The 27,000-nt window shown below is 46.1% G+C and carries 22 protein-coding genes; 14 read left to right on the top strand and 8 right to left on the bottom strand.

Annotated features, from left to right (window positions below):
- Positions 1 to 58: 58 nt before the first annotated feature.
- Both hemE and UWK_RS00380 read right to left on the bottom strand, forming a co-directional pair.
- Positions 59 to 1,078 carry a uroporphyrinogen decarboxylase gene (gene hemE, locus UWK_RS00385; RefSeq protein ID WP_015402362.1) on the bottom strand — a complete coding sequence of 340 codons (1,020 nt, stop codon included), beginning with the start codon at positions 1,076 to 1,078 and terminating at the stop codon, positions 59 to 61.
- A gap of 247 nt (positions 1,079 to 1,325) precedes the next feature.
- Complete coding sequence (locus UWK_RS00380; protein WP_015402361.1) at positions 1,326 to 2,393, bottom strand: radical SAM/SPASM domain-containing protein; 1,068 nt, start codon at positions 2,391 to 2,393, stop codon at positions 1,326 to 1,328.
- Between the two features lie 222 nt (positions 2,394 to 2,615).
- Here UWK_RS00380 and UWK_RS00375 point away from each other — a divergent pair, with 222 nt between their 5' ends.
- From UWK_RS00375 to trpS, 4 genes are all read left to right on the top strand, one after another.
- On the top strand, positions 2,616 to 3,191 hold the full coding sequence (locus UWK_RS00375; protein WP_228130026.1) for a nucleotide exchange factor GrpE: 576 nt from the start codon (positions 2,616 to 2,618) through the stop codon (positions 3,189 to 3,191).
- A complete protein-coding gene (locus tag UWK_RS00370) occupies positions 3,192 to 3,398 on the top strand; it encodes a hypothetical protein (protein WP_041916247.1) in 207 nt (68 codons plus the stop codon).
- Complete coding sequence (gene dnaK, locus UWK_RS00365; RefSeq protein WP_015402359.1) at positions 3,376 to 5,289, top strand: molecular chaperone DnaK; 1,914 nt, start codon at positions 3,376 to 3,378, stop codon at positions 5,287 to 5,289. Before UWK_RS00370 ends, dnaK begins: the two co-directional genes overlap by 23 nt.
- A gap of 182 nt (positions 5,290 to 5,471) precedes the next feature.
- Positions 5,472 to 6,437, top strand: coding sequence for a tryptophan--tRNA ligase (gene trpS / locus UWK_RS00360; RefSeq protein WP_015402358.1), 966 nt, complete (start codon positions 5,472 to 5,474; stop codon positions 6,435 to 6,437).
- 110 nt (positions 6,438 to 6,547) lie between these two features.
- Here trpS and UWK_RS00355 read toward each other — a convergent pair whose 3' ends face one another.
- From UWK_RS00355 to UWK_RS20010, 3 genes are all read right to left on the bottom strand, one after another.
- Positions 6,548 to 7,063 carry an Lcl C-terminal domain-containing protein gene (locus tag UWK_RS00355; protein WP_015402357.1) on the bottom strand — a complete coding sequence of 172 codons (516 nt, stop codon included), beginning with the start codon at positions 7,061 to 7,063 and terminating at the stop codon, positions 6,548 to 6,550.
- A gap of 103 nt (positions 7,064 to 7,166) precedes the next feature.
- Complete coding sequence (locus UWK_RS00350) at positions 7,167 to 7,757, bottom strand: Lcl C-terminal domain-containing protein (protein ID WP_015402356.1); 591 nt, start codon at positions 7,755 to 7,757, stop codon at positions 7,167 to 7,169.
- 190 nt (positions 7,758 to 7,947) lie between these two features.
- On the bottom strand, positions 7,948 to 8,979 hold the full coding sequence (locus UWK_RS20010; RefSeq protein WP_015402355.1) for a peptidylprolyl isomerase: 1,032 nt from the start codon (positions 8,977 to 8,979) through the stop codon (positions 7,948 to 7,950).
- Positions 8,980 to 9,334: 355 nt separating this feature from the next.
- Between UWK_RS20010 and carA the strand changes: the two genes are divergently transcribed.
- From carA to UWK_RS00315, 6 genes are all read left to right on the top strand, one after another.
- Positions 9,335 to 10,453, top strand: a complete 1,119-nt coding sequence (gene carA, locus UWK_RS00340; protein WP_015402354.1) for a glutamine-hydrolyzing carbamoyl-phosphate synthase small subunit — start codon at positions 9,335 to 9,337, stop codon at positions 10,451 to 10,453.
- Positions 10,454 to 10,501: 48 nt separating this feature from the next.
- Positions 10,502 to 13,738, top strand: a complete 3,237-nt coding sequence (gene carB, locus UWK_RS00335) for a carbamoyl-phosphate synthase large subunit (RefSeq protein WP_015402353.1) — start codon at positions 10,502 to 10,504, stop codon at positions 13,736 to 13,738.
- Between the two features lie 169 nt (positions 13,739 to 13,907).
- Positions 13,908 to 15,917, top strand: a complete 2,010-nt coding sequence (gene ftsH / locus UWK_RS00330) for an ATP-dependent zinc metalloprotease FtsH (protein WP_015402352.1) — start codon at positions 13,908 to 13,910, stop codon at positions 15,915 to 15,917.
- 2 nt (positions 15,918 to 15,919) lie between these two features.
- Complete coding sequence (gene folP, locus UWK_RS00325; RefSeq protein WP_015402351.1) at positions 15,920 to 16,720, top strand: dihydropteroate synthase; 801 nt, start codon at positions 15,920 to 15,922, stop codon at positions 16,718 to 16,720.
- 107 nt (positions 16,721 to 16,827) lie between these two features.
- Positions 16,828 to 17,589, top strand: coding sequence for a peroxide stress protein YaaA (yaaA, locus tag UWK_RS00320; protein WP_015402350.1), 762 nt, complete (start codon positions 16,828 to 16,830; stop codon positions 17,587 to 17,589).
- A 60-nt stretch (positions 17,590 to 17,649) separates the two neighbouring features.
- On the top strand, positions 17,650 to 17,838 hold the full coding sequence (locus UWK_RS00315; RefSeq protein ID WP_015402349.1) for a hypothetical protein: 189 nt from the start codon (positions 17,650 to 17,652) through the stop codon (positions 17,836 to 17,838).
- Between the two features lie 39 nt (positions 17,839 to 17,877).
- Here UWK_RS00315 and UWK_RS17980 read toward each other — a convergent pair whose 3' ends face one another.
- Positions 17,878 to 20,967, bottom strand: coding sequence for a ChaN family lipoprotein (locus tag UWK_RS17980; RefSeq protein WP_015402348.1), 3,090 nt, complete (start codon positions 20,965 to 20,967; stop codon positions 17,878 to 17,880).
- 113 nt (positions 20,968 to 21,080) lie between these two features.
- On the opposite strand from UWK_RS17980, the gene UWK_RS00305 reads away from it, so the two are divergent.
- The 4 genes from UWK_RS00305 (at position 21,081) to UWK_RS00290 (ending at position 24,968) form a co-directional block, all read left to right on the top strand.
- Entirely contained in the window at positions 21,081 to 22,430 is a 1,350-nt protein-coding gene (locus UWK_RS00305) for a B12-binding domain-containing radical SAM protein (protein ID WP_015402347.1), read from the top strand.
- The gene (locus UWK_RS00300) at positions 22,427 to 22,765 is read left to right on the top strand and encodes a hypothetical protein (RefSeq protein WP_041916246.1); all 339 of its coding nucleotides are present in this window, start codon (positions 22,427 to 22,429) and stop codon (positions 22,763 to 22,765) included. Before UWK_RS00305 ends, UWK_RS00300 begins: the two co-directional genes overlap by 4 nt.
- A 118-nt stretch (positions 22,766 to 22,883) precedes the next feature.
- Positions 22,884 to 24,065, top strand: coding sequence for a 3-phosphoglycerate dehydrogenase family protein (locus UWK_RS00295; protein WP_015402346.1), 1,182 nt, complete (start codon positions 22,884 to 22,886; stop codon positions 24,063 to 24,065).
- A 24-nt stretch (positions 24,066 to 24,089) separates the two neighbouring features.
- On the top strand, positions 24,090 to 24,968 hold the full coding sequence (locus UWK_RS00290) for a c-type heme family protein (protein WP_015402345.1): 879 nt from the start codon (positions 24,090 to 24,092) through the stop codon (positions 24,966 to 24,968).
- Positions 24,969 to 25,088: 120 nt separating this feature from the next.
- On the opposite strand, the gene UWK_RS00285 is transcribed toward UWK_RS00290, so the two are convergent.
- On the bottom strand, positions 25,089 to 25,742 hold the full coding sequence (locus UWK_RS00285; protein ID WP_015402344.1) for a roadblock/LC7 domain-containing protein: 654 nt from the start codon (positions 25,740 to 25,742) through the stop codon (positions 25,089 to 25,091).
- Between the two features lie 70 nt (positions 25,743 to 25,812).
- The gene (locus UWK_RS17975) at positions 25,813 to 26,973 is read right to left on the bottom strand and encodes a response regulator (RefSeq protein ID WP_015402343.1); all 1,161 of its coding nucleotides are present in this window, start codon (positions 26,971 to 26,973) and stop codon (positions 25,813 to 25,815) included.
- Between the last annotated feature and the right edge of the window lie 27 nt (positions 26,974 to 27,000).

The following is a 27,000-nucleotide window of genomic DNA, read 5'->3' as shown; positions in this document are numbered from 1 at the left end:
ATAAGCGAGTAGCAGTGTTGGATTGTTGGAACTGACACTTTGCAGATTTAGTGAAGTGTTATTTCTGGCTCAGTTCATGGACAAATTCCACGGCAGCTTTAGCCTGCTCAGGCGGCGTGAACTGGTGAATACCATGGCCAAGATTAAAAATATGGCCCTTGGCATCTTTTGCATCATCAAGAATTCGTCCGATACGTTTTTTCAGCTCGTCCTTTGGCAGCAAGAGAGAAAATGGGTCAAGGTTCCCCTGAACGGCCACGTTTCCAAGGCGCTTTATCGCATCGCCAATATTGATACGCCAATCGAGGCCGAGTACGTTGGCACCTGAGGATTCAGACAGTTCGAGAAGGGTTGCTCCGTTGTTGGCAAAGTAGATAATGGGAAGTCCGGTATCCTGCAAGTCACGAATAATTTCCTGAACATAGGGAAGTGCAAAGGCCTCGAAATCGCAGGGCGCCAGGACGCCGGCCCATGAATCGAAAATCTGCAGAGCCTGGGCACCTGCCTTGGCTTGAGCTTTCAGGTAGAGGGTTGTTGTATCGGTGATCTTTCTCATTATATTGTGAAAAAGTTCTGGATTGGTGAACATCATTTTCTTTGTTTCCCAGAAGACTTTCGATGACCCACCCTCTATCATATAGGTGGCACAGGTGAAGGGTGCTCCGGAAAAGCCGATAAGCGGCACATTCAGTTCTTTGCGCAGAAGACCGATGGTGTCCATGACAAAGCCCGTGTGTTCGTGTGGATCCGGTACTCTTAATTTGTCGAGGTCAGCCTGGTTTTTAATCGGTTCTGGGAATACCGGCCCTCGGCCCTCGTGAAACTCCAGCGGTGTTCCCATAGCTTCCAGAGGAATGAGGATGTCAGAGAAGAGGATCGCAGCATCAACATTTAAAATATCGATGGGCTGCAGGGTGACTTCTACACACAGTTCCGGAGTTTTGCATAACTCAAGAAAGGTGACCTTGCCTCGTACCTTCTGGTATTCTGGCAGGTAACGTCCGGCCTGGCGCATTATCCAGATAGGGGTGTAGTCAGTTTTCTCGCCTCTGCAAGCCTTTAAAAAAGTATCATTCATGGTTCCTTTCCCAACTTGTTCATCAGCGGCTCAATCGAGTGAAGATGAGTATTGCTGAACAAGTTTTCTTTGATTTGTAGGTTTTTGTTTAATGATTTATGTGTTTAGGCTACCTTGAAAAATTGCCTTTTCCCCTCAACTCTTTGTTGCGTGAAAAATTATATCTTCAGAATATACGATATATACCTGCGGTAATTTTTTTCACACTTCGATTTGAAACGAAAATACTAATTTTGCAAGGCACCCTTTATTCTTTTTCCCTGATACTACGTGGGATATAATTGCAGAATGGCTCCTGTGCCAGATAATCCCCGGTCATGGCATAGGCACGAGCCCTGCAGCCACCGCAGACATTGACATATTCGCAGGATCCACAGTTGTCCTTGTATCCTTTAAAATCGCGCATCTCGGCAAAGAGCTTGGAGTCTTCCCATACTTCTTTAAAGGACTGTTTGTAAAGATTTCCGGCAGACTTTGGAAAATAACTGCAGGGGAGCACATCAAGGTCCACATCGATGAGGCAGATAAGCTGCCCGGCCAGGCATCCCTTGGAACCACCCGTAGAGAATTTCAGGTTACGGCGTTTAAAGGAGCTGTTCTCCTCCTTGGCCTTTTGACGTACTATTCTATAATAATGGGGAGCACAGGTGGGCCGGGTAAGGAGTTCGTCGTCATTCTTTTCTATCTCGTAATGCCACTCCAGGATTTCGTCATAGAGATCAATGGGGATAAGTTCTTCCATGATATCTTCGCCACGGCCAGTGGGTACGATCATAAACATATACCATGCTGTAGCCCCAAGTCCCTTCACCAGTTTATAAATTTCAGGTATCTCCTTACGATTGCGAATGGTGAAGGAAGAGTTGATGAGAAAGGGGATGTTATGTTCCTTGAAGAGTTTGATGGCGTTCATGGTTCCATCGAATGCTCCCTCCTGATTTCGAAAGTTGTCGTGGGTCTCGGCTTTTGCACCATCCAGGCTTAACGATACCATTTTAATCCTGGCGTCGACTATTTTCTTACAGATATCATCTGTCACCAGTGTGCCGTTTGTAGCCAGGCACATTCGTAACCCCTTCGACTCACCATATTTGGCAATATCAAAAACATCTTCCCGAAGCAGTGGTTCTCCACCTGAGAGGACGATGACGGGAGAGGCATAAGAGACAATATCATCGATGACCCGTTTGGCTTCGTCAAAAGAAAAATCGGGGTGCCCTTCAATTGCAAGCTCCGAGGAGGATCTGCAGTGTACGCATTTAAGGTTACAACGCCTGGTGATTTCCCAGGCAATCCATTTTGGTTCAAATTCCATTGATTCTGTTCTCCATACAATAAAAATAGGAAATAATATCGAATACTATATTGTCTTTTTATCCAAGATGAAAGGCAAAAAGGGGCGGTGTGGCCACTTGACAAGAAAATAGTGCTACTTATTGTTGATGCAATTGTAAAGCAATACTATTTTTTGAATGAATGCTGGCGAGGGGGGACCGTCTGGCCCTGCCCTTTGCCTATACCTTATATGGAGGAATTGGTGAGCGAAGAAAATAAGCAGGAAGAGATTCTGGATGACATTGAGTCTATCGGTGAAAATATTCCCGAAGTGGAGGAGGCTGTTGAGGAAGATTCACTTGAAAAACAGTTGGCGGCCGCACTTGCTGATGCAGCGGAACAAAAAAATCAGATGCTGCGTATAGCAGCAGAATTTGATAATTATAAAAAACGAATGATACGGGATAAGGCTACGGCCCTGAAGTATGCAGGTGAACCAATTCTCAAGGAAGTCCTGGCCACCGTCGACAATCTTGAACGTGCAGTCGCTCAGAGTAAGATGGAAGGTATTGAGGCTGAGCAAGGCTTGTCATCTCTTCGTGAAGGTGTGCAATTGACCTTGAAAAGTCTTATCACCACCCTTGAAAAATTTGAAGTAACCCCAATCAAAAGTTTAGGGGAGGCTTTTGATCCTACAAATCACGAAGCCCTGACAATGGAACCCAGTGATACGGTTCCGGAAAATCACATACTGACTGAGTTTGAAAAAGGGTATCAGTACAAAGATCGTCTCCTTCGGGCTGCCAAGGTGGTTGTTTCGGCAGGAGATAAGAAGTAAATGGCAGGGAAATTTTCAAGAAGAAGTAATCAGTTGCTTGACAAAATCAGGATGATGAGCACTGTAGCAAGTGTTGTACCGATTTTAAAAAGAGTTTTTATAAAACAGAAAAAAACGGAAAATGGAAGATATCGCCAAAGTAAAGCGGAGGCGGTTTCACGTTTCGATATAAGGAGAGAATGTCATGGGAAAGATAATTGGAATTGACTTAGGAACTACAAATTCATGTGTGGCTGTTATGGAAGGTGGTGACCCAACCGTTATCGCCAATGTGGAAGGGAATCGTACTACGCCTTCCATTGTCGCATTTACAGATAATAATGAGCGTATGGTTGGCCAGGTGGCAAAACGTCAGGCCGTGACGAATCCGGAACGTACCCTGTTCGCCATCAAGCGTCTGATTGGTCGAAATTTTAGCGATGGTGAAGTACAGAAATCAGTTGAGGTAAGTCCTTTCAAGATTATTAAAGGAAAGGATGGCAGTGCAGCTATTGAAGTTGAAGGAAAAAACTATACTCCTGCCGAAATTTCGGCCATGATTCTTGGCAAAATGAAAAAGACTGCTGAAGAATATCTCGGAGAGGAAGTAACCGATGCTGTTGTTACCGTTCCCGCTTACTTTAATGATGCCCAGCGTCAGGCAACAAAAGATGCCGGTAAGATTGCCGGACTTAATGTGCAGCGTATCATTAATGAGCCCACAGCGGCGGCACTTGCCTATGGACTCGACAAAAAGGGCGAAGAGAAAATAGCAGTATTCGATCTTGGTGGTGGTACTTTTGATGTCTCCATCCTTGAGATCGGCGATGGTGTGTTTGAGGTGAAGGCTACAAATGGTGACACCTTTCTCGGTGGTGAAGATTTTGATATGCGTATCGTGAACTGGCTTGCAGATGAGTTTAAACGTGAGCAGGGAATCGATCTTCGTAACGACAAAATGGCTCTCCAGCGGTTGAAGGAAGAAGGTGAAAAGGCCAAAATGGAACTTTCCACCACCACAGAGACTGATATTAATCTGCCATTTATTACCGCAGATGCCACGGGTCCAAAGCATTTGAATATCAAATTGAGTCGTTCCAAGTATGAGTCCCTGGTCGATGATCTTGTTGATCGCACTGTTGCTCCCTGTGTTACAGCTTTGAAAGATGCTGGTCTCTCTGCATCTGATATCGATGAGGTAATACTTGTCGGTGGTATGAGCAGGATGCCGAAAGTTCAACAGAAAGTAAAAGAGATCTTTGGTAAGGAGCCTCACAAGGGCGTGAATCCCGATGAAGTTGTGGCCATCGGTGCTGCTATTCAGGGTGGTGTTCTTCAGGGTGATGTGAAAGATGTATTGCTCCTCGATGTTACACCTCTTTCACTCGGTATTGAGACTCTTGGCGGTGTTACCACCAAGCTGATCGAGAAAAATACCACGGTTCCCACGAAAAAGAGTCAGGTGTTCTCAACAGCCGCTGATAATCAGCCTGCTGTTTCCATCCATGTGCTCCAAGGTGAACGTGAAATGGCACAGGATAACAAGACTATCGGTCGCTTTGAGCTTTCCGACATTCCACCTGCGCCTCGTGGCGTGCCTCAGATTGAGGTTTCTTTTGATCTTGATGCCAATGGTATTCTCCATGTTTCTGCTAAGGATCTTGGTACGAATAAGGAACAATCCATCCGTATCACAGCCTCTTCCGGTCTGTCCGAGGCTGAGATCGAGAAGATGAAACAGGATGCTGAGGAGCATGCTGAGGAAGACAAGAAACGTAAGGCACTGGTCGAAGCCAGGAATAATGCCGATGGTCTCATACATGCCTCTCAGAAGTCGCTGAAAGACCTTGGTGACAAGGTGGATGCCGAGACCAAGAGCAATGTGGAAAGAGAGATCGAAAACGTTAAGAAGGTCGCTGAAGGTGATGATACCGATGCTATCAATGCTGCCATCGAAGAATTGACCAAGGCGTCCCACAAGCTTGCTGAAATTATGTATGCTCAAGCCTCCAAGGAAGGACCTGAAGGAGCCGGTTCAGCTGACGCTGGAGAAGCAAAACAGGATGATGATGTTGTTGATGCTGACTTCGAAGAAGTAAAGGATGATGATAAAAAATAATTTTGTCAGCTGAGCACCTGTCTGCGAAAGAAGGCAGTGAGTGAAAAGGGGGAATCCGATGAAATTCAGATTCCCCCTTTTTTTTCGTTTTCACCTGAGGTAGTATGCTCGAGCCGGAATTCGAAAGGCAGATGGTTGGAAACGAAAATCAAAAAATGTTAACTTAACGCATAAATATAATCATGAAAGTCTTGTCAGGTATTCAGCCTTCGGGCCAGTTGCATATAGGAAATTATTTTGGGATGATGAAAACCATGATTTCCAACATGGAGAATTCCGATCTCTATGTCTTTATCGTTAATCTTCACGCACTCACATCCGTCCATGATAGAGAAAAACTTGCTGCGGGAACGCTTGAGGCTGCCGCTGATTTTCTGGCACTTGGGCTTGATCCTGAAAAATGTACATTCTGGGTACAGTCGGATGTTCCCGAGGTGTGTGAGTTGGCCTGGATATTATCCACTGTCACTCCAATGGGGTTGATGGAACGCTGTCATTCATACAAAGATAAGGTAGCCAAGGGAATTGATGCCAGCCATGGCCTGTTTTCCTATCCAGTACTTATGGCGGCTGATATCCTCCTCTATCAGGCGGATCAGGTTCCTGTTGGCAAGGATCAGAAGCAGCACCTTGAGGTCGCAAGGGATGTCGCCCAGAAATTCAATAATACCTTCGGTGAAACCTTTGTGGTGCCTGAGCCTTTTATCAGTGATACCACAGCCATTGTCCCCGGGCTTGACGGACAGAAGATGTCAAAATCATACGGGAATACCATCCCTATTTTTCTTGAAGGCAAGCAGCTGAAGAAAAAAGTGATGGCGATCGCAACCGACGCAATTCCCGTGGAGGATCCAAAAGATCCTGACCAGTGTAATCTTTTTGCTCTGTTTAAACTCTTTGCAACACCCGAGCGTCTCCAGGAAATAAGAAATCTGTATGTTAATGGTGGTGCGGCCTATGGGTATTTAAAGCTCGAACTTCTCGAGCTGATTAGTGACTATTATGCTGAGGCTCGTCAGAAAAAAGCAGAATACATGGCTGATCCAGAAATGATTCGAACTGTTTTACGAAAAGGTGCAATTCGAGCAAGGGAAAAGGCTATGGTCACTCTTGATCTGGTACGAGAACGCGTTGGTTTGAAGTATTGAACAGTGTTGTTTTCTCCCCTTTGACCTGAAAGAGACTGTATTGAAGCTGATCCTGTGGTTTCCAGGGATATCTGTCACGGCCTCATGTTAACTCCTGTTGCTTTGCATTACTACTGACCTGAGGACTCAGAACGAACACAACGAACGTAGTGTGTTTTGCTCTTATCTGCCCAAATGTCATCGCCATTACCGAAAAAGACCGTCCATGCGCTCGTTGGAGAACGTGTTACGGCGGTGGTGGCTGACCAGTAGACTGATGACTCACTGGGGATAACCGGATCAATTGCTGGGTAGTATCTGCTGTAGTCAGCAAGAGATTTTAACTCGCGGATATTGGGGACTCGCCAGTCGGTTTTTGAGTCAAGAGATAAATCTTCACAGTAGAGAAGTGCATTCTGCCAGGTGTGGGGTATTCCGGTACTGTTTTTTTGCCACTCCAGGCCGGTTCCCTGGTCAATAACCGTGTTGATTCGGGCAGTGTAGGGGCCTATGGTATGCGCAAGTGAGCCAAAGAGAACAAAGACTGAAAGCAGCAGAGTGCTCCCCATGATGATTCGTGCACTTCTTTTCTGCATGAAAGGTCGGGGGGGACGCCGAATGTCAGGTTGGGTCTGTTTTAGTAGCATATTTTGTGTCCTGTGGATAATGAGGTGAATTGATGAGACGACCAGTATACTTCTTTGAGCAGGAAGGCCATAATGAGTGTAAAAGAATGAAAGAAATCAAATTTCATCGTTCGTTACGAACACAACGGACGGAATAGGTGTTTGTTTTGTGAACCCAATGATCAGCGCCATCGTCACAGTAGACACTCCACGCGTACTCAGGGTTGCCCACGTGAACGGTCTTCGACCAGGTAAATGACCCCGGACAACTGAAAACTTCATTAACAGCTGGAAACGATCGACCATAGTTGACGATGGACTCCAGTTCGAATTTGCTGGGCAGGCGCCAGTCATCATGACCTGCAAAGACACGTTCGTTGCAGTAGGTGATAGCATCCTGCCATCTGCGAGCTATATCATCGCTGGATTTCATCCACATCAGACCACTCTGCTGATCGCTGACAGTTTGGTTGCCATTATCCCGAAAAACAGAAGTTGCTCCCTGATACTGTGCATCTTGCCCCAGAAAAGGCTGTCCGGCTGTCGGGCAGACAATTTCAGCACCCTGTGCATCGTAACATTTATTCTGGCCTGTATCAGACAATGGGCTCCAATCCGCAGCCCACAATGGAAAAGGTAGCGCCAGCAGTGCAACCGCAAACACTCCACGCCACAGTAGCTGCCGCAAACATCGTCCGCAATTGACCTTGATCATCAGCTTCTCCCCTCTGTTTTGCTCATCTTTTCCCCTTTTTTGTATTTTCGCAAGATTTCAACCTTGACCTGCAGCGCCTATATATCGAAGTGAATCCTGTTACATGAGACTAAAAAAAGGCCTGGCCGGAAACACTATCCAGTCAGGCCTTTTGCTTTTATTTCACGAAAAAAAACGAATGATTCACTCTTTAGAAATCAATCAACTCCACATCAAAAATCATGGTGGCATTTGGTGGAATAGGACCGCGTCCCGATGGTCCATAACCTAGATTTGCAGGAATAATTAGGACACGCTTCTCACCCTTTTTCATGGTGAGAAGAGCCTCATCCCACCCTTTAATGACTCGTCCCTGTCCTACGGGAAATTCGATAGGGGTGCCGCGGTCAACGGAAGAATCGAATTTGCTGCCGTCGAGTAATGTTCCGGTGTAGTGAACCTTGACCATTGCTCCAGCTGCTGGAGTGTTGCCTTCACCTTCTGCAACGACTACATACTTGAGGCCCGAAGCGGTTGTGATGGCATCTGGATACTTGCCGTTGATAAGTTCCATCGCCTCTTCCATTGCTGCAAGTTCTTTTTCTTTTGCTCGCGCTTCCTGGCTGGCAAGAAGTGCATCAAAGGCTGCCTGATCGCTTTTAAATGCCTCTGCGTCAGCTCCTACGCGGATGATTTCGATGGTTTCGATTTTGTCATCCTTCTGGATCTTGTTTACTACATCCATGCCTGAAACCACATGACCAAAGACAGTGTGCTTGCCGTCAAGGTGCGGGGTGGGAACATGGGTGATAAAAAACTGACTACCATTGGTTCCAGGGCCTGCATTGGCCATTGACAGTATTCCAGGGCTGGAATGTTTGAGGGTTGGATCAATCTCGTCGGGGAAGGTATAACCAGGGCCACCTGTGCCGGTTCCAAGGGGACAACCACCCTGGATCATGAAATCACCAATGACACGATGAAAGGTAAGGCCATCATAAAAACGAACACCTGCTTTTCCTGCTCCGCCACCCAGTTCTTTAGTACCTTCGGCAAGACCGACAAAGTTGGCTACGGTGATCGGGGTTTTGTTGTATTCAAGAGCACAGATGATTTCACCTTTATTGGTGACGAATTTGGCATACATGCCGTCCGCTAATTTATTTTCAGCCATCAGGTTATCTCCAATTAATGTAAAGAGTAGCAATAGTGTTGCGATTAATAAAGTTCCTATTTTATGCATGATTTCTCCTTCTGGAAAGGGGGAGGGGAATAAAAAAACCTCGCAGGGTATGCTCGTCGGGTCTATCAATACCAAATTGAAGGGAAATTCCAACCATAAAAAAGCATAAAAAAGATTTAATGGTATTCCTGTTCATCGGGTTTTACCCTTTTTCTCCCGATTCCTGTTGACTCAAGCCGGATTCTTGAGTTTAATATTGTAATTTTTTTTTGGTATCTTCCTGTTTTCGCGGTTCCAGCAGTACTGTTGTGCCAGGTGCGTGTCGGGAAGCAATCTGCACAGTCATCACTCATTTATCATACGCTCCGGCAGGATTGGGGCGTTTACTGAAAGAAGTAAAGAATAAGGGAAATATATGAAAGCATTGATTGCCCTGGAAGATGGGACTCTGTTTGAAGGGCGCTCCTTTACCGGATCCGGTGAGGCCATTGGTGAAATCGTTTTCAACACTTCAATGAGTGGATATCAGGAGGTCCTGACCGATCCGTCCTATACCGGACAGATTGTCACCATGACCTATCCTCTTATTGGCAATTATGGTGTGAATAAGGCGGATATGGAGTCTGACTCGGTTCACCCGAAGGCCTTTTTCGTAAAAGAATATAATGGCTTTCCCTCTAATTTCAGATCGGAACAGACACTCGCTGAGTTTTTAGGTGATTATGGTGTTCTTGGTGTGGAAGGGTTTGATACCCGGGCACTGGTACGCCATATCCGAACAAAGGGAGCCATGAAGGGAATTGTTTCAACCGTTGATCTTGATCCGGAGTCTCTGGTGGCAAGGGCCCGTGAATGGACTGGAATCGTTGGCCAGGATATGGTAAGCAGGGTGACCTGTAAGGAACCTTATGGCTGGGCCGATAATAGTGTGGTTCCGGGAACCGATTTTACCACAGCCCAGTCAGGTATTGAGAATCCACTTAAGATTGTAGCCTTTGATTTTGGTCTGAAATACAATCAGGCCCGAATCTTCACAGAGAAGGGGTGTCAGGTTCAGGTCGTTCCAGCATCAACGAATGCGGAAACCGTACTTGGAATGAATCCGGATGGAATATTTTTGTCCAATGGTCCCGGTGATCCTGAAGGGGTTCCGGGCGTGGTCGAAACTGTTCGTGCTCTTCTGGGGAAAAAACCGATATTTGGAATTTGTCTCGGCCATCAGATTTTAGGTCTTGCCTATGGTGGTTCCACATTCAAACTCAAATTTGGCCATCGTGGAGGAAATCAGCCGGTGAAGGATCTCAGTACCGGAAAGGTTGAAATTACCGCCCAAAATCATGGATTCTGCGTGGATATGGAGAGCTTGAGTCCCGATGATGTGGAACTGACTCATATCAATCTGAATGATGGGTCTGTAGAGGGGATGCGCCATAGAAAATATCCGGCGTTTTCTGTTCAGTACCATCCGGAGCATGCGCCCGGTCCGCATGATGCACTGTATCTCTTTGATAGATTTATCGAAATGATGCGATAGGCATTCAGTAGCAATTTAACGTAAAACAAAAAAAAGATACCGTATCCCATGCCAAAACGAACAGATATAAAAAAGATCCTTATTATAGGCTCCGGTCCGATTATTATCAGTCAGGCCTGTGAATTTGATTATTCAGGTGCCCAGGCAGTGAAGGCGTTGAAGGAAGAGGGCTATGAAGTTGTCCTTATTAACTCCAATCCTGCTACCATTATGACCGATCCGGAGCTCGCTGATTTTACCTATATCGAGCCAATCACTCCTGAAATGGTGATAAAGGTAATAGAAAAGGAACGACCTGATGCATTGCTACCGACACTTGGTGGACAGACGGCATTGAATACAGCCATTAAAGTTGCAGAGCTTGGAGCGCTGGAAAAATATAACGTTGAGATGCTTGCAGCCAATATTGCTGTTATCAAAAAAGCTGAAGGTAGGGAAGAGTTTAAGGAGGCCATGGAGAATATAGGTCTGAATGTTCCCAAATCTCATATTGTTCATACCCTTGAAGCTGCAATGCAGGCAGGAGATGATATAGGATTCCCTGTCATCGTACGCCCAAGCTTTACTCTTGGCGGTACTGGTGGAGGTGTTGCCTATAACCGTCAGGAACTGAAAGACCTCGCATCCTCGGGGCTTGACCTCTCCATGACCAGTGAAATCATGCTTGAGCGGAGTCTTTTGGGCTGGAAAGAGTATGAACTTGAGCTGATGCGTGATTCCAAGGATAATGTGGTTGTTATCTGTTCAATTGAAAATATTGATGCCATGGGCGTGCATACCGGTGATTCTATCACCGTGGCACCGGCCCAGACCTTGACTGATCGTGAGTATCAGAATATGCGGGATGCCTCCATCGCCATTATTCGGGAAATTGGTGTTGAGACCGGTGGATCGAATGTGCAGTTTGCCGTTAATCCTGTGGACGGGGAGCTTATGGTTATCGAAATGAACCCCCGTGTTTCCAGAAGTTCAGCCCTTGCTTCCAAGGCGACAGGGTTTCCCATTGCAAAAATTGCCGCAAAACTAGCCGTTGGCTACACACTTGACGAGTTGAAAAATGATATAACCCGTGAGACCTATGCTGCATTCGAGCCCACTATTGATTACTGTGTGGTGAAAATTCCACGCTGGACCTTTGAGAAGTTTCCAGAGGCGGAGGATGTACTGAGCACAGCAATGAAGTCCGTGGGCGAGACCATGGCCATAGGGCGTACCTTTAAGGAAGCCTTCCAGAAGGGAATGCGATCACTTGAGACCGGACGATTTGGTTTTGGTGGAGATGGGAAGGAAGTGCTTACCCATCTGGAACTGGAAGACCTTGAAGCAGGGCTCAGAAAACCAAATTCCAAACGAATCAGCTATATTCATGAGGCGTTGAAGCGTGGTACTTCCATAGAGAGACTTTTTGAACTGACTTATATTGACCCTTGGTTTCTCTATAATTTTCAACAGATAGTTGTAAAAGAAAATGATATCCTTGAGAAAGGCTTTAAGGGCCTGACTCCTGAGTTTTTGAGGAGCTGCAAGGAGTATGGTTTCTCCGATCACCAGCTTGCCTTTCTCACTGGCACATCAAACGGAGATGTCCGGGAACTCAGAAAAACTCTCGAGATAGAACCGGTGTATAAACTGGTTGATACCTGTGCTGCTGAATTTGAATCATACACCCCCTATTATTACTCTACCTATGAGCAGGAAAATGAAGCTTCTGCTGTCACGGACAGGAAGAAGATCGTTATTCTTGGTGGCGGTCCGAACCGGATAGGTCAGGGGATTGAATTTGATTACTGCTGTGTTCATGCTTCCTTCGCCCTCGCAGAGATTGGAGTGGAGTCGATTATGATAAACTCCAATCCAGAAACCGTTTCCACGGACTACGATACTTCGGATAAACTCTATTTTGAGCCGCTGACCCTTGAAGATGTCCTGAACATCATTGACCTTGAAAAGCCTGATGGTGTTATCGTTCAGTTTGGTGGTCAGACGCCCTTGAATCTTGCCGTAGCCCTTGAGGAGCAAGGAGTAACCATTGTTGGAACACCTCCTGACTCTATCGATAGGGCAGAGGACAGGAAACGTTTTCAGCAGTTTTTGCAAAAACTGGGATTGCGTCAACCGGATAACGATACGGTTTTCACAGTGGATGAGGCACTTGCCGTTGCAAACAAAATTGAATACCCGGTTGTTGTCCGTCCCTCCTATGTTCTTGGCGGGCGAGATATGCGTATTGTCTATAATGACGAAGAGATTCGTTCTTTTATGGCCATTCCAGGTATTGCAGGATCGGATCATCCAGTGCTGATTGATAAGTTCCTGAAAGATGCTATCGAAGTGGATGTGGATGCTCTCTGTGATGGTGAAGATACTATCATTGGTGGAATCATGCAGCATATCGAGGAGGCGGGTATCCATTCCGGCGATTCTGCCTGTGTGTTACCGCCACACACCCTGTCTGCTGAAATGATTGCAGAGATAAAAGAGGCAAGTCGTGCCATGGCACTTGAGTTGGGTGTTATTGGCCTTATGAATGTGCAGTATGCTGTGAAGGGTGATGATCTCTATATCCTTGAAGTGAATCCACGGGCGTCAAGAACAGTTCCCTTTGTTTCAAAGGCGACGGGTGTTCCTCTTGCCAAAGTGGCTACCAAGATCATGATGGGCAAAACACTTAAGGAGCTTGGCTTGACCCGAGAGGTGGTGATCGACCACTGGGCTGTCAAGGAGGCTGTTTTTCCTTTTGACCGTTTTGACAATGTGGATACCCTGCTCGGCCCAGAAATGAAGTCAACCGGCGAGGTTATGGGAATTGACGATGACCTTGGGCTGGCACTTGCCAAGGGCCAGCTGGCTGCAGGATCAAGACTGCCAACCTCCGGGACCGTTTTTATAAGTGTACGCGATGGTGATAAGGAGACTATTCTTGGACCTGCCAGAACACTTGTGGAGATGGATTTTGAAATTGTTGCCACCGATGGAACGGCAGAGTTTCTTCAGTCACATGATATCGCCTGTAGACAGGTGAATAAAATCTCGCAGGGACGACCGCATATTCTCGATAAAATGCAGGATAATCAGGTATCCTGGGTGGTCAACACTTCAATGGGAAAACGAACCACTGAAGACTCCTATACCATTCGTCGTGCTGCCCTCGAACTTCACATCCCCTACACCACAACCGCAACAGGTGCGGTTGCAGTAGTAATGGCAATGAAGGCCATGCGTGAAAAAGAAATTGGAGTACAGCCTGTACAGTATTTTACCCGAAAGATAAAAGCTGTATTGTAGGGTGCATATACTGATCAGATGGTCTGTGATAATTGTTATTATTTTGACAAAAAGATACACTTGCCCTCGACAGAGTGCTTTACCGCCCTTACTGTTAGAGACTGCTACTTAAATTTTTGATGCGCTGGTTGCATCACCCCTTTTAAAATCCGGAGTTGCGGAGGAATCGTTGAATACTTTTTATAAAAATCTTTCCATGTGGCTGGTTATTGGTCTGACCATGATCCTGCTATTTAATATGTTTAATAAGCCTCAGGGACAAATGACGTCGCTGACCTACAGCCAGTTTGTGGCAGCTGTAGAGAGTCGCGAAATTTCCCAGGTACAGATAGCAGGTGATATTGTTTCAGGAAGGATGACTGATGGTAAGGCCTTTCGTGCAGTGTATCCGGTCAATGACAATGAGATGATTTCCATTTTGCGTAAGAATGGTGCGGATATTTCTGTCAAAGAGGTTCAGAAGGATTCATGGCTTATGACTCTCTTTATCTCATGGTTTCCCATGTTGCTTCTTATTGGTGTCTGGATCTTTTTTATGCGCCAGATGCAGATGGGTGGTGGTAAGGGGGGCGCCCTCTCCTTTGGTAAAACTAAAGCAAAACTTCTTGAAAGGGGTGACCACAAGGTTACTTTTGAAGATGTGGCTGGCATTGATGAGGCCAAGGAAGAGCTTGAGGAGATAATTGATTTTTTGAAAGATCCAGGAAGATTTACCAAGCTTGGTGCACGTATTCCAAAGGGTGTTTTGCTTGCTGGTTCTCCAGGTACCGGGAAGACTCTTCTTGCAAAAGCTATTGCAGGAGAGGCGGATGTGCCCTTTTTCACCATCTCCGGGTCTGATTTTGTGGAGATGTTTGTGGGGGTCGGTGCCTCCCGTGTCCGTGACCTCTTTGTTCAGGGTAAGAAAAATGCTCCGTGTATTATCTTTATTGATGAGATTGATGCCGTGGGACGTCATCGTGGGGCCGGTCTTGGTGGCGGTCATGATGAACGTGAACAGACACTGAACCAGCTCCTTGTCGAAATGGATGGTTTCGAGGCAAACGAAGGTGTTATTATCGTCGCAGCCACGAACAGGCCTGATGTTCTTGACCCTGCCCTTCTTCGCCCCGGACGTTTTGACCGGCAAGTTATTGTACCTGTTCCCGATGTCCTGGGCCGTCAGAGGATTTTGGAGATCTATGCAAAAAAAACCAAAATGAAAGCCGATGTGGATATGGAGATCGTAGCTCGTGGAACCCCGGGATTTTCAGGGGCAGATCTCGAAAATCTTGTGAATGAAGCTGCTCTTATGGCAGCCCGTTCCGGCGCCAAAAAGATTGATAAAGAAATGATCGATCGTGCCAAAGATAAAATTATGATGGGTGCTGAGCGCCGTTCCATGATTATCACTGAGAGTGAAAAAGAGGTTACAGCTTACCATGAGGCAGGACATGCCATAGTTGCACGACTGCTTCCTGATACCGATCCTATTCATAAGGTATCGATTATACCTCGTGGCAGAGCACTCGGTGTTACCATGCAGCTGCCCACCGATGAACGTTATACCCATTCCAAAAAGTTTCTGGAGAACACTCTCTGTATTCTTTTTGGTGGTCGTGTTGCAGAAAAACTTGTCTTCAATGAGATCACAACAGGGGCTGGAAATGACATTGAGAGGGCTTCGAATATGGCCCGGAAGATGGTCTGTGAGTGGGGAATGAGTGAGGAACTTGGTCCCCTTGCTTATGGCAAGAAAGAAGAGCAGATTTTTCTGGGCCGTGAGATCAGTCAGCATCGTGATTTTAGTGAAGACACGGCGAGAAAGATAGATTTTGAGGTGCAGCAGATAATACGAGCGGCCAATGAGAAAGTAGTTGCGTTGCTTACTGAAAATATGGATATCTTGAAACGGGTGGCAGAAGAACTGCTTGAGGAGGAAACCATTATGCTTGAGGATATCGAAGATATTCTCGACGAGCTTCGTCCCGGTCAGTACGAACGAACCGTAAAGGAATCTGAGCCAAAAGTAAGTAAAAAAGAATCCTCAAAAGCTACTGAATCTCCTGTTGACGAAGAATCAGCGGATGGAATTGTTCCGGAAAGTGAAGAAGAACAAGAATCTGAAGGTGTTGTAACAGAGAATTTAGAAGAGCCTGAGGAGGGTGCTGCAGCCACTGAAGACAAAACAAAGGAGTAAACATGATCCTGCCGAAAATAATGGGTATCCTGAATGTGACACCCGATTCTTTTTCCGATGGCGGTCAGTTTGATTCTGTGGCCTCTGCCTGTTCTCAGGTAGAGGCCTTTCTTGCTTCCGGTGTGGATATCATTGATGTGGGTGGAGAATCAACACGCCCTTTTGCTGAACCGGTTACAGAAGAGGAGGAGCTTGCTCGTGTTATTCCAGCTATCCGCTCCATCCGTGGCAGATATTCCATTCCAATCTCCATTGACACCACTAAGGCCGAAGTAGCCCGTCAGGCTCTTGCCGTGGGTGCAGATATCATTAATGACATTTCGGCACTCAGAAAAGACCCAAAAATGCTGGCGCTGGTTCAGGAGACATCCGTTCCCGTCATTATAATGCATATGCAGGGAACACCCGGAGATATGCAGGTGAAACCTCATTATGAGAATGTGATCAACGATATTAAAGTGTTTTTCGGGGAACGGCTTGCCTGGCTAAGAGAAAATGGAGTTGATCTCAGGCGTATCACTCTAGATCCCGGTATCGGTTTTGGGAAATCGCTTGATCACAATCTTTCAATTCTTAAACACCTTGCTGAGTTTAAAGAACTTGGCTGTCCACTTCTTCTTGGCCACTCCAGGAAGCGATTTATTGGTGATATTACCGGCCTTGATGTGGAGAACCGGGATCTGCCAACGGCTGTGGTCTCTGCACTAGCCTGCTCTTCTGGTGTCGATATTATAAGGGTTCACAACGTGACTGCCACTTGCCACGCATTACAGATGGTTAATGCGATCTGGAAAGCGAACTGAAGAGATGGTACAGGATAGGAGTAAAGTTGTTATTACGCCATCTGTTGAGAGCCATTTGTTACTGATGCCCAACTTCAAAATATACCATACTTGAATTACTATTCATTATGTTACTGATCATAGCCCCGTCAAAAACGCAGGATTTTAACAACTCCCCTGGCAGAGAAGGGAGTCAACCTGCACTGCTTCAGGAGAGTGAACTGCTGATAGAGGAACTGCGAAAACTGTCACTCGATGAACTTGGCAAGTTAATGAAAATGAGTGAGCAGTTAGCATTGCAGACGCAGCAGCGAATCAATGCCTTTGAAATGCCCTTTACTTCCCTGAATGCTCGTCCTGCGATAACTGTTTTTCAGGGAGATGTGTATTCAAGGATAGCTTTGGAGGACTATGGGAGAGAGAATCTTGACTATATGCAGAATCACCTTCGTATTCTTTCCGGTCTGTATGGTATTTTAAGACCACTGGATCTGATGCAGCCGTATCGTTTGGAAATGGGGTGTCGTCTTGAGAATAACCGGGGAGGAAATCTCTATGAATTTTGGGGAGAGAAAATCACAGACGAGGTCAATAGTGTTCTTGCTGATCATAAAGAACCTGTTCTTGTTAATCTGGCATCATCTGAATACAGTCGGGTGATAAAAAAGAAGAACTTACGCGGTAGCATACAGCAGATTGATTTTAAGGAGCGCAAGGGGGACAGCTACCGAGTCGTAGCAATTCACGCAAAACGGGCTCGTGGAATGATGGTTGACTTTGCTGTGAGAAACAGGGTGCAGAGTGTTGCTGAACTGAAAAACTTTGAACAGGAGGAGTACATCTTCCGTTCGGATCTTTCCAGTGAGGAAAAGTATGTTTTTACTAGATAATAGGGTGAGTCTCTTTTTTTTTATAACGTAATAGAAAATTGAAAATTTGGAGCAGGTACAATGGAACTTGAAGAAAATCAATCCGCTCTCATTCTGGAGTCGGATGAGAACGGTGAGATCTCCGTTAATGTTGCCTCCGGGGATCATGACAGTGTAACCGGAGCTCTCTGTAAGATCATTGCCAATAAAATAATGGGTGATGAGGACTTTCAGCAGGAGCTAATGGAGAAGCTGGACAGAGAAGAGTGATTTTAGTTCCTTTCCGGAGTTTTCGTTTTTAGCTAGAGACTATGGATGATTTGGGGGTTTTGTCAGATCGGAAAGTTCGACACGTATCTCCTTTTCCTCTGCTTCATCTTTCTCATTTTTCCTCTGAATAATGAGTTTAACAGTCTCACCTGTCATTGAATCCATCATCAGAATCCCTATATCCTCCATATTTTTTGCAGGCTGTCCATTGATGCTGACGATGATGTCATTCTCCCTGAGTCCTGCTTCCTTTGCTTTTCCAGCATGACTGAGGCCACTGATTCGCAAATACTCTGTACCTTTTTCGTCTTTTTTGGGATCAAGGATGACACCGATTTTCCCCTTCGGTTCGAGAAAGAGGGGATCGGTCAGAAAAAAATAATCTGCCTGGATAGCTGGATCTGTGGCTGAACGATCCGCATTGAGACTCAGGACCGAGCTTTGAGTAACATCCATGCGGCGTGCTACTCTCGGAGGTATACCAGAGTCTTTGCGGGTATGTTGAGATCCGGCAATAACCACAACGGTTTTCTTGGGATTGCTGTGGAGGATTTCGGCAATGTTTGCAGCCATGGATTCATCCCAGATGGCCTGGGATTGGACAAAACCTGAAATTCCTTTCTCTTTTCCATGTGGTGATTCTGCGTGAAATCCGTGCACCAGACGCAGACGTTCCACATAGCCTTCAATGGCGAGATCTCTCTTTGCGGCGATGGTTTTTAGCTGTTCAGGGCTGAGTGCATCCGTGTTTCCGTCGGAGAAGACGGTGCTTACAATTTTCCGGTCAATATTGATCCCGTACACCGGGATTGACTGTTTACGGCAGAAGTTAAATATCGGTCTGAAAAGTCGCCAGTCGTAGCGCCACACATCAAACCATTTGGACTGGCGAAGAAACTCAGCCTCACCCATTGCGTCTGATTGTTTCAGCAGATACTTATCGAGTGCCGGTTGGCTGCTTGTTGGAAACATCTCCATGGCGATGGCCAGATCGAGTCCCTTTGTGTGTAATCCCTGAATGACTCGCAACTGAAGCAGGTGGTCGGCCATGGAATCATGGGTTTCGCCAATGTAAATGACGCGTTTTTCGGCAAGCTCTGTGATAATCTGGTCAAAGCTTTTGATAGCACCTGTAGAGCCACCTTCTGGAAGTGTCTCCAGGAGGTGCTTAATACCGTCATCACTTGCTGTGATTTTTTTGTCCTGAATCCTCCCATTATGGAAAGCCAGTGAAGAGTATTTACCATAATGGCGCAGCCTGTGAAGGGCTGCAGCTGTTTCTTCACCGTTGCTGCTTTGAACAAGGACTGAAACTTCTTTTTCATTGAGAGGGTTGTTGTGTACGCTCAGATGAAAACCAGCAGCCATAACCGGTGCTTTCCCAAAGAGGGAATCATGGGCAGTATTTTCTGTACCGAGAAACAGGATAGAATTTTCTGAGAGCTGTTGGTTAGTGACCGATTTATGGTCTACAATTTTCCAGCCCTGTTGCTCAGCCCATTGTATGAAGGGAGCATATGCTGCCAGACTTGAGTCGTCTCCTGTGATTATCAGCCTGTTGCCTGATCCCATAAAACGGGACCAGACGGGAGGAAACTCAGAGGGCTCAAGTGTTCTGAACAGGTCATACTCAGGATCGATGACGAATGAAAGAGGTGCTTCTTCAAGGTCAATGCTGACAGCCGTTTTCTTTTCAGTGATCTCTTGTATAAAACGCTGTGTACCACCAGGCGTTGTAACCTGAATGGGAACCCTGAGAGTGTAAGGCTGTTCACTGTTTTGGCTGATGCTAAAGTGAAGGGTGAAGGTGTCCTGCCTGCTGCTACTGTGGATATCCGTAATTTCCAATGACGGGGCATCCTTTCTCGTGAGTTGTTGATTGAAAAAGTCCGTAAGGTCTTTTCCTGCCTCTTGTTCAAAGAGTTTTTGAATGTCCTGCCAAGATGCGGAACGGCCCTTGAAGGACTCGGCAAATAATCGCAGGCCCTGAATAAAGTGCTCTGCTCCCAGGATTTCGCGAAGTTGATGGAAGAGCATGGCAGAACGGTTATAGCCCACAGCGCGCTTCGCTTTTGCCATTGGCTGATTATGACTGGCGGAACCAAAATCCATAAGAGGTGTCGCTGTCTCCTGATGGACGTAACTCTGATAGTTGACAATGGAGGCCTTGCGATGGGAAATACCTTCTCCCCTGTCGATGGCATAGCTGAAGTCGGCAAGATAAGTTGTCAGACCTTCACACCAGTTGCCGGAGCCCTCTGCCACCTCAATGGAGTTGCCAAACCATGAGTGGAGAATTTCATGGCCCAGTGAGGTTGCTTTGATAAAAGGCAGTCTCAGCACCATCTGGCCCAGCAGGGTAAAAGTGGGCATGCCAAAACCACTTGGCAGGCGATTGGAAACCACTGCATAATGATTATAGGGAAAAGGGCCGAGTTCCTGTTCATAGCGGAGAATATATTTTTTGGCAGCATCCAGATATTCCCGGCTTAATTCCTGGTCTTCCTGAAAGAACCAGGTGGAGAGAGAGAGGCCTTCCCGGATGGTTTCTTTTTCTATCAGATATGGGCCTGCCGCGAGATGGATTGCCCGTACCGGCTGGGAAAATGAACTCCTCATGATTCCATCTGTTGTCTGTTCAGGGAGGATGTCCGATTCCGATATTCCTTGAAATCCCAGGGGTAGGGTCGCCTGGAGGGAAAAAAGCATGTCTTCCTGCGGGAGCGGATGCCAGTTGGAGGTGAGTACGATGCCATGCGGACTGATAAGGTTTAATTGCGCATCTTCAGAGACCTGCATTGAGTATATTACCGTGATTTTCAGGTCGCTCTCGCTAGCATACATGGTTATATGGTCTTTCTTGGGTAGGGGAAGGGGAAAGGATTTCTTTCCGTCTTCTTCGAGGATAATTTTCTCGATGCTGAGCCCCCCCGTATAGAGCTGCCATTCTTTCCCGCTGGAAATACTTATCGTGGCTTTGCCATGTAAAAGGCGCTGTTCAGGGATAAAACTGACTTCCAGATGGTAACTGGATGCTTTTGCGAAACAGCTGCTGGTATAAAGAAGGGACAGAAAAATAATTTCTAAAATGATAAGGAACGGGTGTCTTATTTGTAAAACTCTGATCACATCTTTCTCCATGGACATTGATATGGTAAGATCGTTTTTTCAAGTCATACGCAATGAAGTCATATGTACCATATCATTCTTTTCTTTTCCAAAGAAGAATCTTTCTCTGAATAATGTATATAAAACTTGTAGCCATTAACGGTCGCTTTACCCATTCGAGCCTGGCCCTGTTTCATGTTCGCAATGAACTTGAAACGCACTGTCCGAATATTTCCACTGAAATTTTCCAGCTTACTATTCGCGATCCACGTTATGAAGTACTCCTGCGCCTCAGCAAAGACACCCCTGATGCCATTTTCTTTTCAGCAGCAGTATGGAATTCTGATTGTGTTGAAGAGCTGATTACCGATTTACATGCGTTATTGCCTTCGTGTCAGCTGGTTGTAGGAGGCCCTCAGGCAGCTGTGGTGGGGGCGAATGTCAAAAGTGGCAGTTGCACCGTTGTGCGCGGAGCAATTGAGGCAGTACAGGAGGAATTTTACCGTGATTTGCAGGCAACAGCTTTGCAGCGGCAGTATGGGCGTTCTTTCTTCCACCTTAAAGAGAAGCATGAAAAATTTGTTTCGCCCTACCGGGATGAAGATTTTGCCATTCACCTGAAAAATCGTAATGTTTATTACGAGAGTTCCCGTGGCTGTCCTTTTTCCTGTTCTTACTGCCTGTCCTCTGCTGAAAATGGAACGGTTCACAAAGATCTTCTCCAGATACGGCGGGAACTCGACCAGATCATGTCGTATGACACTAAAGTACTGCGCTTTGTGGATAGAACATTTAACGATCGGCCAGACAGGGCACTGGCAATATGGAAGCTTGTGCTCGAGTATGACTCGGAGACACTTTTTCATTTCGAAATCGCCCCGGATCGAATCAGTGAAGAGATGTTTGCCTATCTGGCAACGGTTCCACCAGGGCGTTTTCAGTTTGAAATCGGTATTCAGTCCACCCATGAACCAACTCTTGCGGCTATAAATCGCAGGATCGACCCCAAAGTTGCTCACGACACAGTGTCACGCCTTGCTGTAATGGGTACTGTTCATCTGCACGCGGATTTGATTCTTGGTCTTCCCCATGAGAGCAGGAGCAGCTATCTCAAATCATTTGCTGATATCTTTGCGATGGGGCCACATTATATTCAAATGGGCTTGCTGAAACTTTTGCCGGATACTGCCATTAGCGGTCAAGCAGCCGACTTTTTCTATCGATCCTGTGCCAAACCACCCTACAGTGTCCTGGCGAATCAATGGATGGATGCTGAGACCCTCCAGGAGCTTTACTGGTTTTCCGAGTGTGTGGAGAAATTCTGTAATAATAGATTCTTCCCGTCCTTATGGTACTATTTTCGTAAACAAAAGATGGATGTTGCTTCTTTTTTATGCTTCTCCTCGAAATTGCCCAAGCAGAAAGATTGTTTGAGCTTGCTGCAACCCAGGATCTTTTATGTTCTCTCTTGGTTAAAGCTTTGAGCCAAAGAAATGACAGAAAACTGACACGAGAGTTGCTCATTTATGACTGGCTGCGCTGTGGCCAGCGTAAGCTACCAGTCTGTCTTGAAAAGGATGCCGGAGCTGAGCGTCTTTTGAAGGATCATCTGTATCAGCAGCTGCCAATGGAAGTCCCCGGATTGTATTTTCCTAAGGAGAGAAACAGATTTTTCAAACAGACAGTTTTTTACAGATTCTCTGCAGAATTTTTCAGTGAACTCGGAGTGGCTACCACTGGGCCCTCCTGTTTTGCTTTTCTCGCGGAGCGGGAAGAAAGCCTTTTCCGATTACAGAAAGTTGTTCCCTTTGCATACTGAACATCCTTAAATAAAAAGGATTTGTGTTAGAAAGCGGAATGAAGTAAAAGAATTGAGATAAATTTAACCACATTACAGAGATTGCAGTTGACCCTTTGCCAAATATACGGAGAAGAATATGACCTCGTTTCGAATTAAAACTATTAATGCCATAGCTCCAGAAGGCCTGGAACTTCTCGGCGATGAATATGCCGTTGACCCCGATGATAGCAATCCCCATGGAATTGTTGTACGAAGTTCCCAGGTGGATGTTGATGATTATCCGGAGCTGCTTGCACTGGCAAGGGCCGGTGCCGGAGTCAATAATATTACCGTGGATAAAGCAACTGAAAAAGGAATCTGTATTTTTAATACTCCGGGTGCGAATGCCAATGCCGTTGTTGATCTGGTTTTTCCCATGATCGGAATCTGGCTGCGTAATATTTATCAGGGGATTGCCTTTTGCAAGTCACTGGCTGAGATCCCACCTGACCAGGTTAGCGGTGAGGTCGAAAGCCGCAAGGCTGCTTTTCGTGGTGTTGAGATTGCCGGGAAAACACTTGGGGTTATCGGGCTTGGCCAGATTGGAGTAAGACTGGCCAATGGCGGAATTCAACGTTTTATGAAGGTATATGGATTTGACCCTTTTCCAAGTCTTGACAATATTCACAATCTCCTCCCCGAGGTAACGGTTACCCGTGCCATGCGCGATACTCTTGCTCAGGCAGACATTGTGAGCCTCCACTTGCCGGTTAACGAAAAAACTAAGGGTATGGTGAATGCAGATTTTATCTCAAAAATGAAACCTGGTGCGATTTTGGTGAATTATGCAAGGGGCCCTATTGTTGATGAAGATGCTGTTCTTGCCGCTCTGGATTCAGGACAGCTTGAGGCCTTTATTTCTGACTTTCCGACACCGGCTGTAATCAGGCACCCCAAAACGTTGACCACTCCCCACCTTGGTGCATCAACAGCAGAGTCCGAAGGAAACTGTTCCCGAATGGCTGTAAGGGAACTGTCGGCTTATCTGCATTATGGGAATATTACCCATAGTGTTAACTTCCCTAATATTGAGTCGATTCCGTCATCAACTGTTCATACCCGTCTCATTATCATTAATAATGATGTGCCTGGACTGATCGGTTTTATAACGAATACTCTTGGAAATCATGGAGTAAATATCGTAAGCTTTAAAAATGAGTCTAACGGCAGGGTCGGTTATAATATAATTGATCTTGAATCAGCGCTTGATGCAAAGATTCTTGCTGAACTCACCGCCAATAAGGATGTGATTAGAACCCGTGAGATTACCTTTTCCTGATTCAGGAAAAAAAGAGGAGGGAGCATGAGTATCAGAGTCCGTTTTATCGTAGTTATTGGAGTTCTCAGTCTGGTGGCAAGCCTGGCACTTGCTTATTCGAGCTATAAATTTAGTGTTAAGAATGCCATGGAGGATGCTAAAACGCAGGGCGCTATTGTCTTCAACATGATTGACTCTTCAAGGCTCTATTTTAAACATTCCCAGCGGCCACTGGTTGCTGAGCTTGTTGAGGAGGATCGTTTTTATCCTGAGATTATGTCGGGTTTTGTTATGACCCGAGGTGTTTGGGAGATTTTTGAGAAGCGCTTTCCAGGTTACAAATTTAAGCAGGCCACAATTGATCCTCTGTATCTGCCAAATAAAGCCGATGGTGATGAGTTGAAGCTTATTAAGATGTTTGGTGAGAATAAGGCGACTAAAAATAGTGAGGGAATTATGACCAAGAACGGTCAGCGTTTCTATTATTTTGCCAGGCCAATTGCCGTTACTGAAGGATGCTTGCGTTGCCACGGTACTCCGGAGGAGGCTCCCAAGGATCAGGTCGAAATTTATGGAACAGAAACTGGTTATGACTGGCGCAAGGGGGAGATAGTCTCCACCAGCATCGTTTATGTTCCTCTGCAAAGGGCTATGACTGCTGCAAAAAAATCAGCCACCAGCCTTTTTGTCATGGGTGCAGCAGGAATCATTGTGCTGATGGGTGTGATCTGGTACTTTTTGAGCAGTGGTGTCGTTACACCTCTTGCTAAACTTCAGCGCAAGACGACTCAGATCAGTCTCGGAAAGGAACTTGATGAAGATATTGGTGTGAGTAGCAAGGATGAAATTGGTGATCTGGCAAAAGCCATTGATAGGTTGCGGATAAGCACCGCTAAACTTCTGGAGCGCTGTGCAGGAAAATAGCTTGTGTTACTAATTACCAGGTATTTAAGGGATTCTTTGCTTGGTACCTGGATGTGATAAGAAAAAGGGAGAGTGGCAGGATTGCTGCTTTCCCTTTTTTTGTTCTGGTGCCGCCGTTTCTTATTTTGTGATATTTTTAATTTCGGTCATAAATTCACGTTCCAGGTCGTCGTCATTGATCTCTTTACATAAGAGTTCTGCAAGAGCCGGCAGGGTTGTGATGGAGGGGGCGTCTTGTTTTGCCCATATTTCAATAGTGTCTTTCATGACCGGCGCTGCAATGGGGCCGATAGCCATGGCTAAAGCATCTTTCACTTGTTCAAGTATGGGCGCAAGATCGGCATCAATTTCTGCTTCATCGACCGCCACTTTTGGGGGTTGTGGAGTCGTGGCTGACTTTTGTTGCTGTATGGCTGCCTGGTGTGCCATGGGGTTTGCCAGGGCCTCGGAAATATCCTGAGCCAACATTCCCGTGGTCATGGTGATAAGCGATTTGTTTGCGCCCGGTTCACAAATAATAATCAGCAGTGCATTTTGGGCTAAAGGGGTAACCAGAAGGAGAGATTCGTTATATTTTATCTCAATTCCTTTGAACTCGAGTTGGGCCATGTTACCGATCTGGATGGTTCGGGCAATGAGATTGCCGATGGTCTGGATACTGTTTTCTTTGAAAATGGGTGGCATTTTGCTGCCGGCAATTTTCTGTTTACTGTTAAGGACGAAACAACCGAGAACGCCTGGGAGTACAGTGATTTCCTGAAGCAATGAATCCATTGTGAGCTATCCTGATATGATCTGAGTCATAAAGTTTATGGAATGTTTAAAAAAATCTTATTCTCGTTTACTATGCTGAAAGTCTGATTCTGCTCAGTACGGGACGTAATCCCGTTGCGATGGTTTCCGGGAAGGCAGAACTGCCAACCTTGAGACCAACAATGACGTCCTGACCGCAGAGTACCAGCAGTTTTGAGTCGTCCTGTAGAGTGAATATAGCATACTGTCTGCCGGATGCACCGATGGCTATTTCTATCTGTTCAGCTGCGACGGCAACGTAGGTAGTAAAGTTGGCCGTGTTGTTTCCCTGTTTTCCTGCCTGATGGAGAACGTTCCCGTCTTTGGAGCTGATTGTGCAGCTGATGATTTCCGGAAATGAACTCAACATGCTGATAAATTGCGCCAGAACTGGATTTGCTGGTGCTGATGGCTGCGACGGTGGGCTGGTTTTTGGTGATTGAGAAGAAGGAGCTACGGAGAGATTCAGGTCAAGATCTTCCATGTTGAGAGAGTCGAGGTTGCCTAAGTCAGCACCCCGACCAGGGCGTTGTGTTTTTGCCGCGTTACTCTCGTCTTTTCGCCTGCACCCCTCAAGGAGGATAAAACCTAGTGATTCTGTGATTTTATTGTCTGTAACCGGACAGTTATTATCAATCTCAATTTCTACATTTTTCCAGCTGACTATGGCGTAGGCAGCTTCGCTGCCATTGAGGTTCATGGCAGTGGCATCGAGAAGATCTCCGTCTCTGAAATACATGACCCCTTTTTTGCTTCCTGCATGGATGGTGAGGGTACATGATTTTTTGTCGAGTTCAAGAAGCTGGAGAAAGGAAGAGAGAGATACGCCGGTGATGTATCCCTTTGAGGGACCGGCAAGACCTTTAAGAATCTTTTCAACCAGCATTCCGAAGTCTATGGGCTTTTCAATATATTGAAATGTTCCCATATCACGAAGATTATCTTCCATGTCCGGGGTGCCAAATGCGGTCATAACAATAACTGGAATGTCAGAGTAATTACTGCTCAGGTGAGCAACCAGCTCAAAACCATCCATCCGGGGCATTTTGAGGTCGGTCAGTACCAGACTGATCTCCTGTTCCCGAAGGGCTGTTAATGCTTCGATACCATCGCCGGCAGTGGTGATGGAAAACTTGTCCTCATAGGCCTTAAATCCGTCAATGAGACCGTGAAGAAAACTTTCGTCGTCATCAACAATTAAAACTTTTTTCATATGGTTCTCCAACATATGTCAGCTGAT

The sequence above is a fragment of the Desulfocapsa sulfexigens DSM 10523 genome (assembly GCF_000341395.1).
In the GTDB taxonomy this organism is placed as follows: Bacteria; Desulfobacterota; Desulfobulbia; order Desulfobulbales; family Desulfocapsaceae; genus Desulfocapsa; species Desulfocapsa sulfexigens.
The sequence above is the reverse complement of the archived record's forward strand: the minus strand, read 5'-3'. Positions and strand labels throughout refer to the sequence as shown.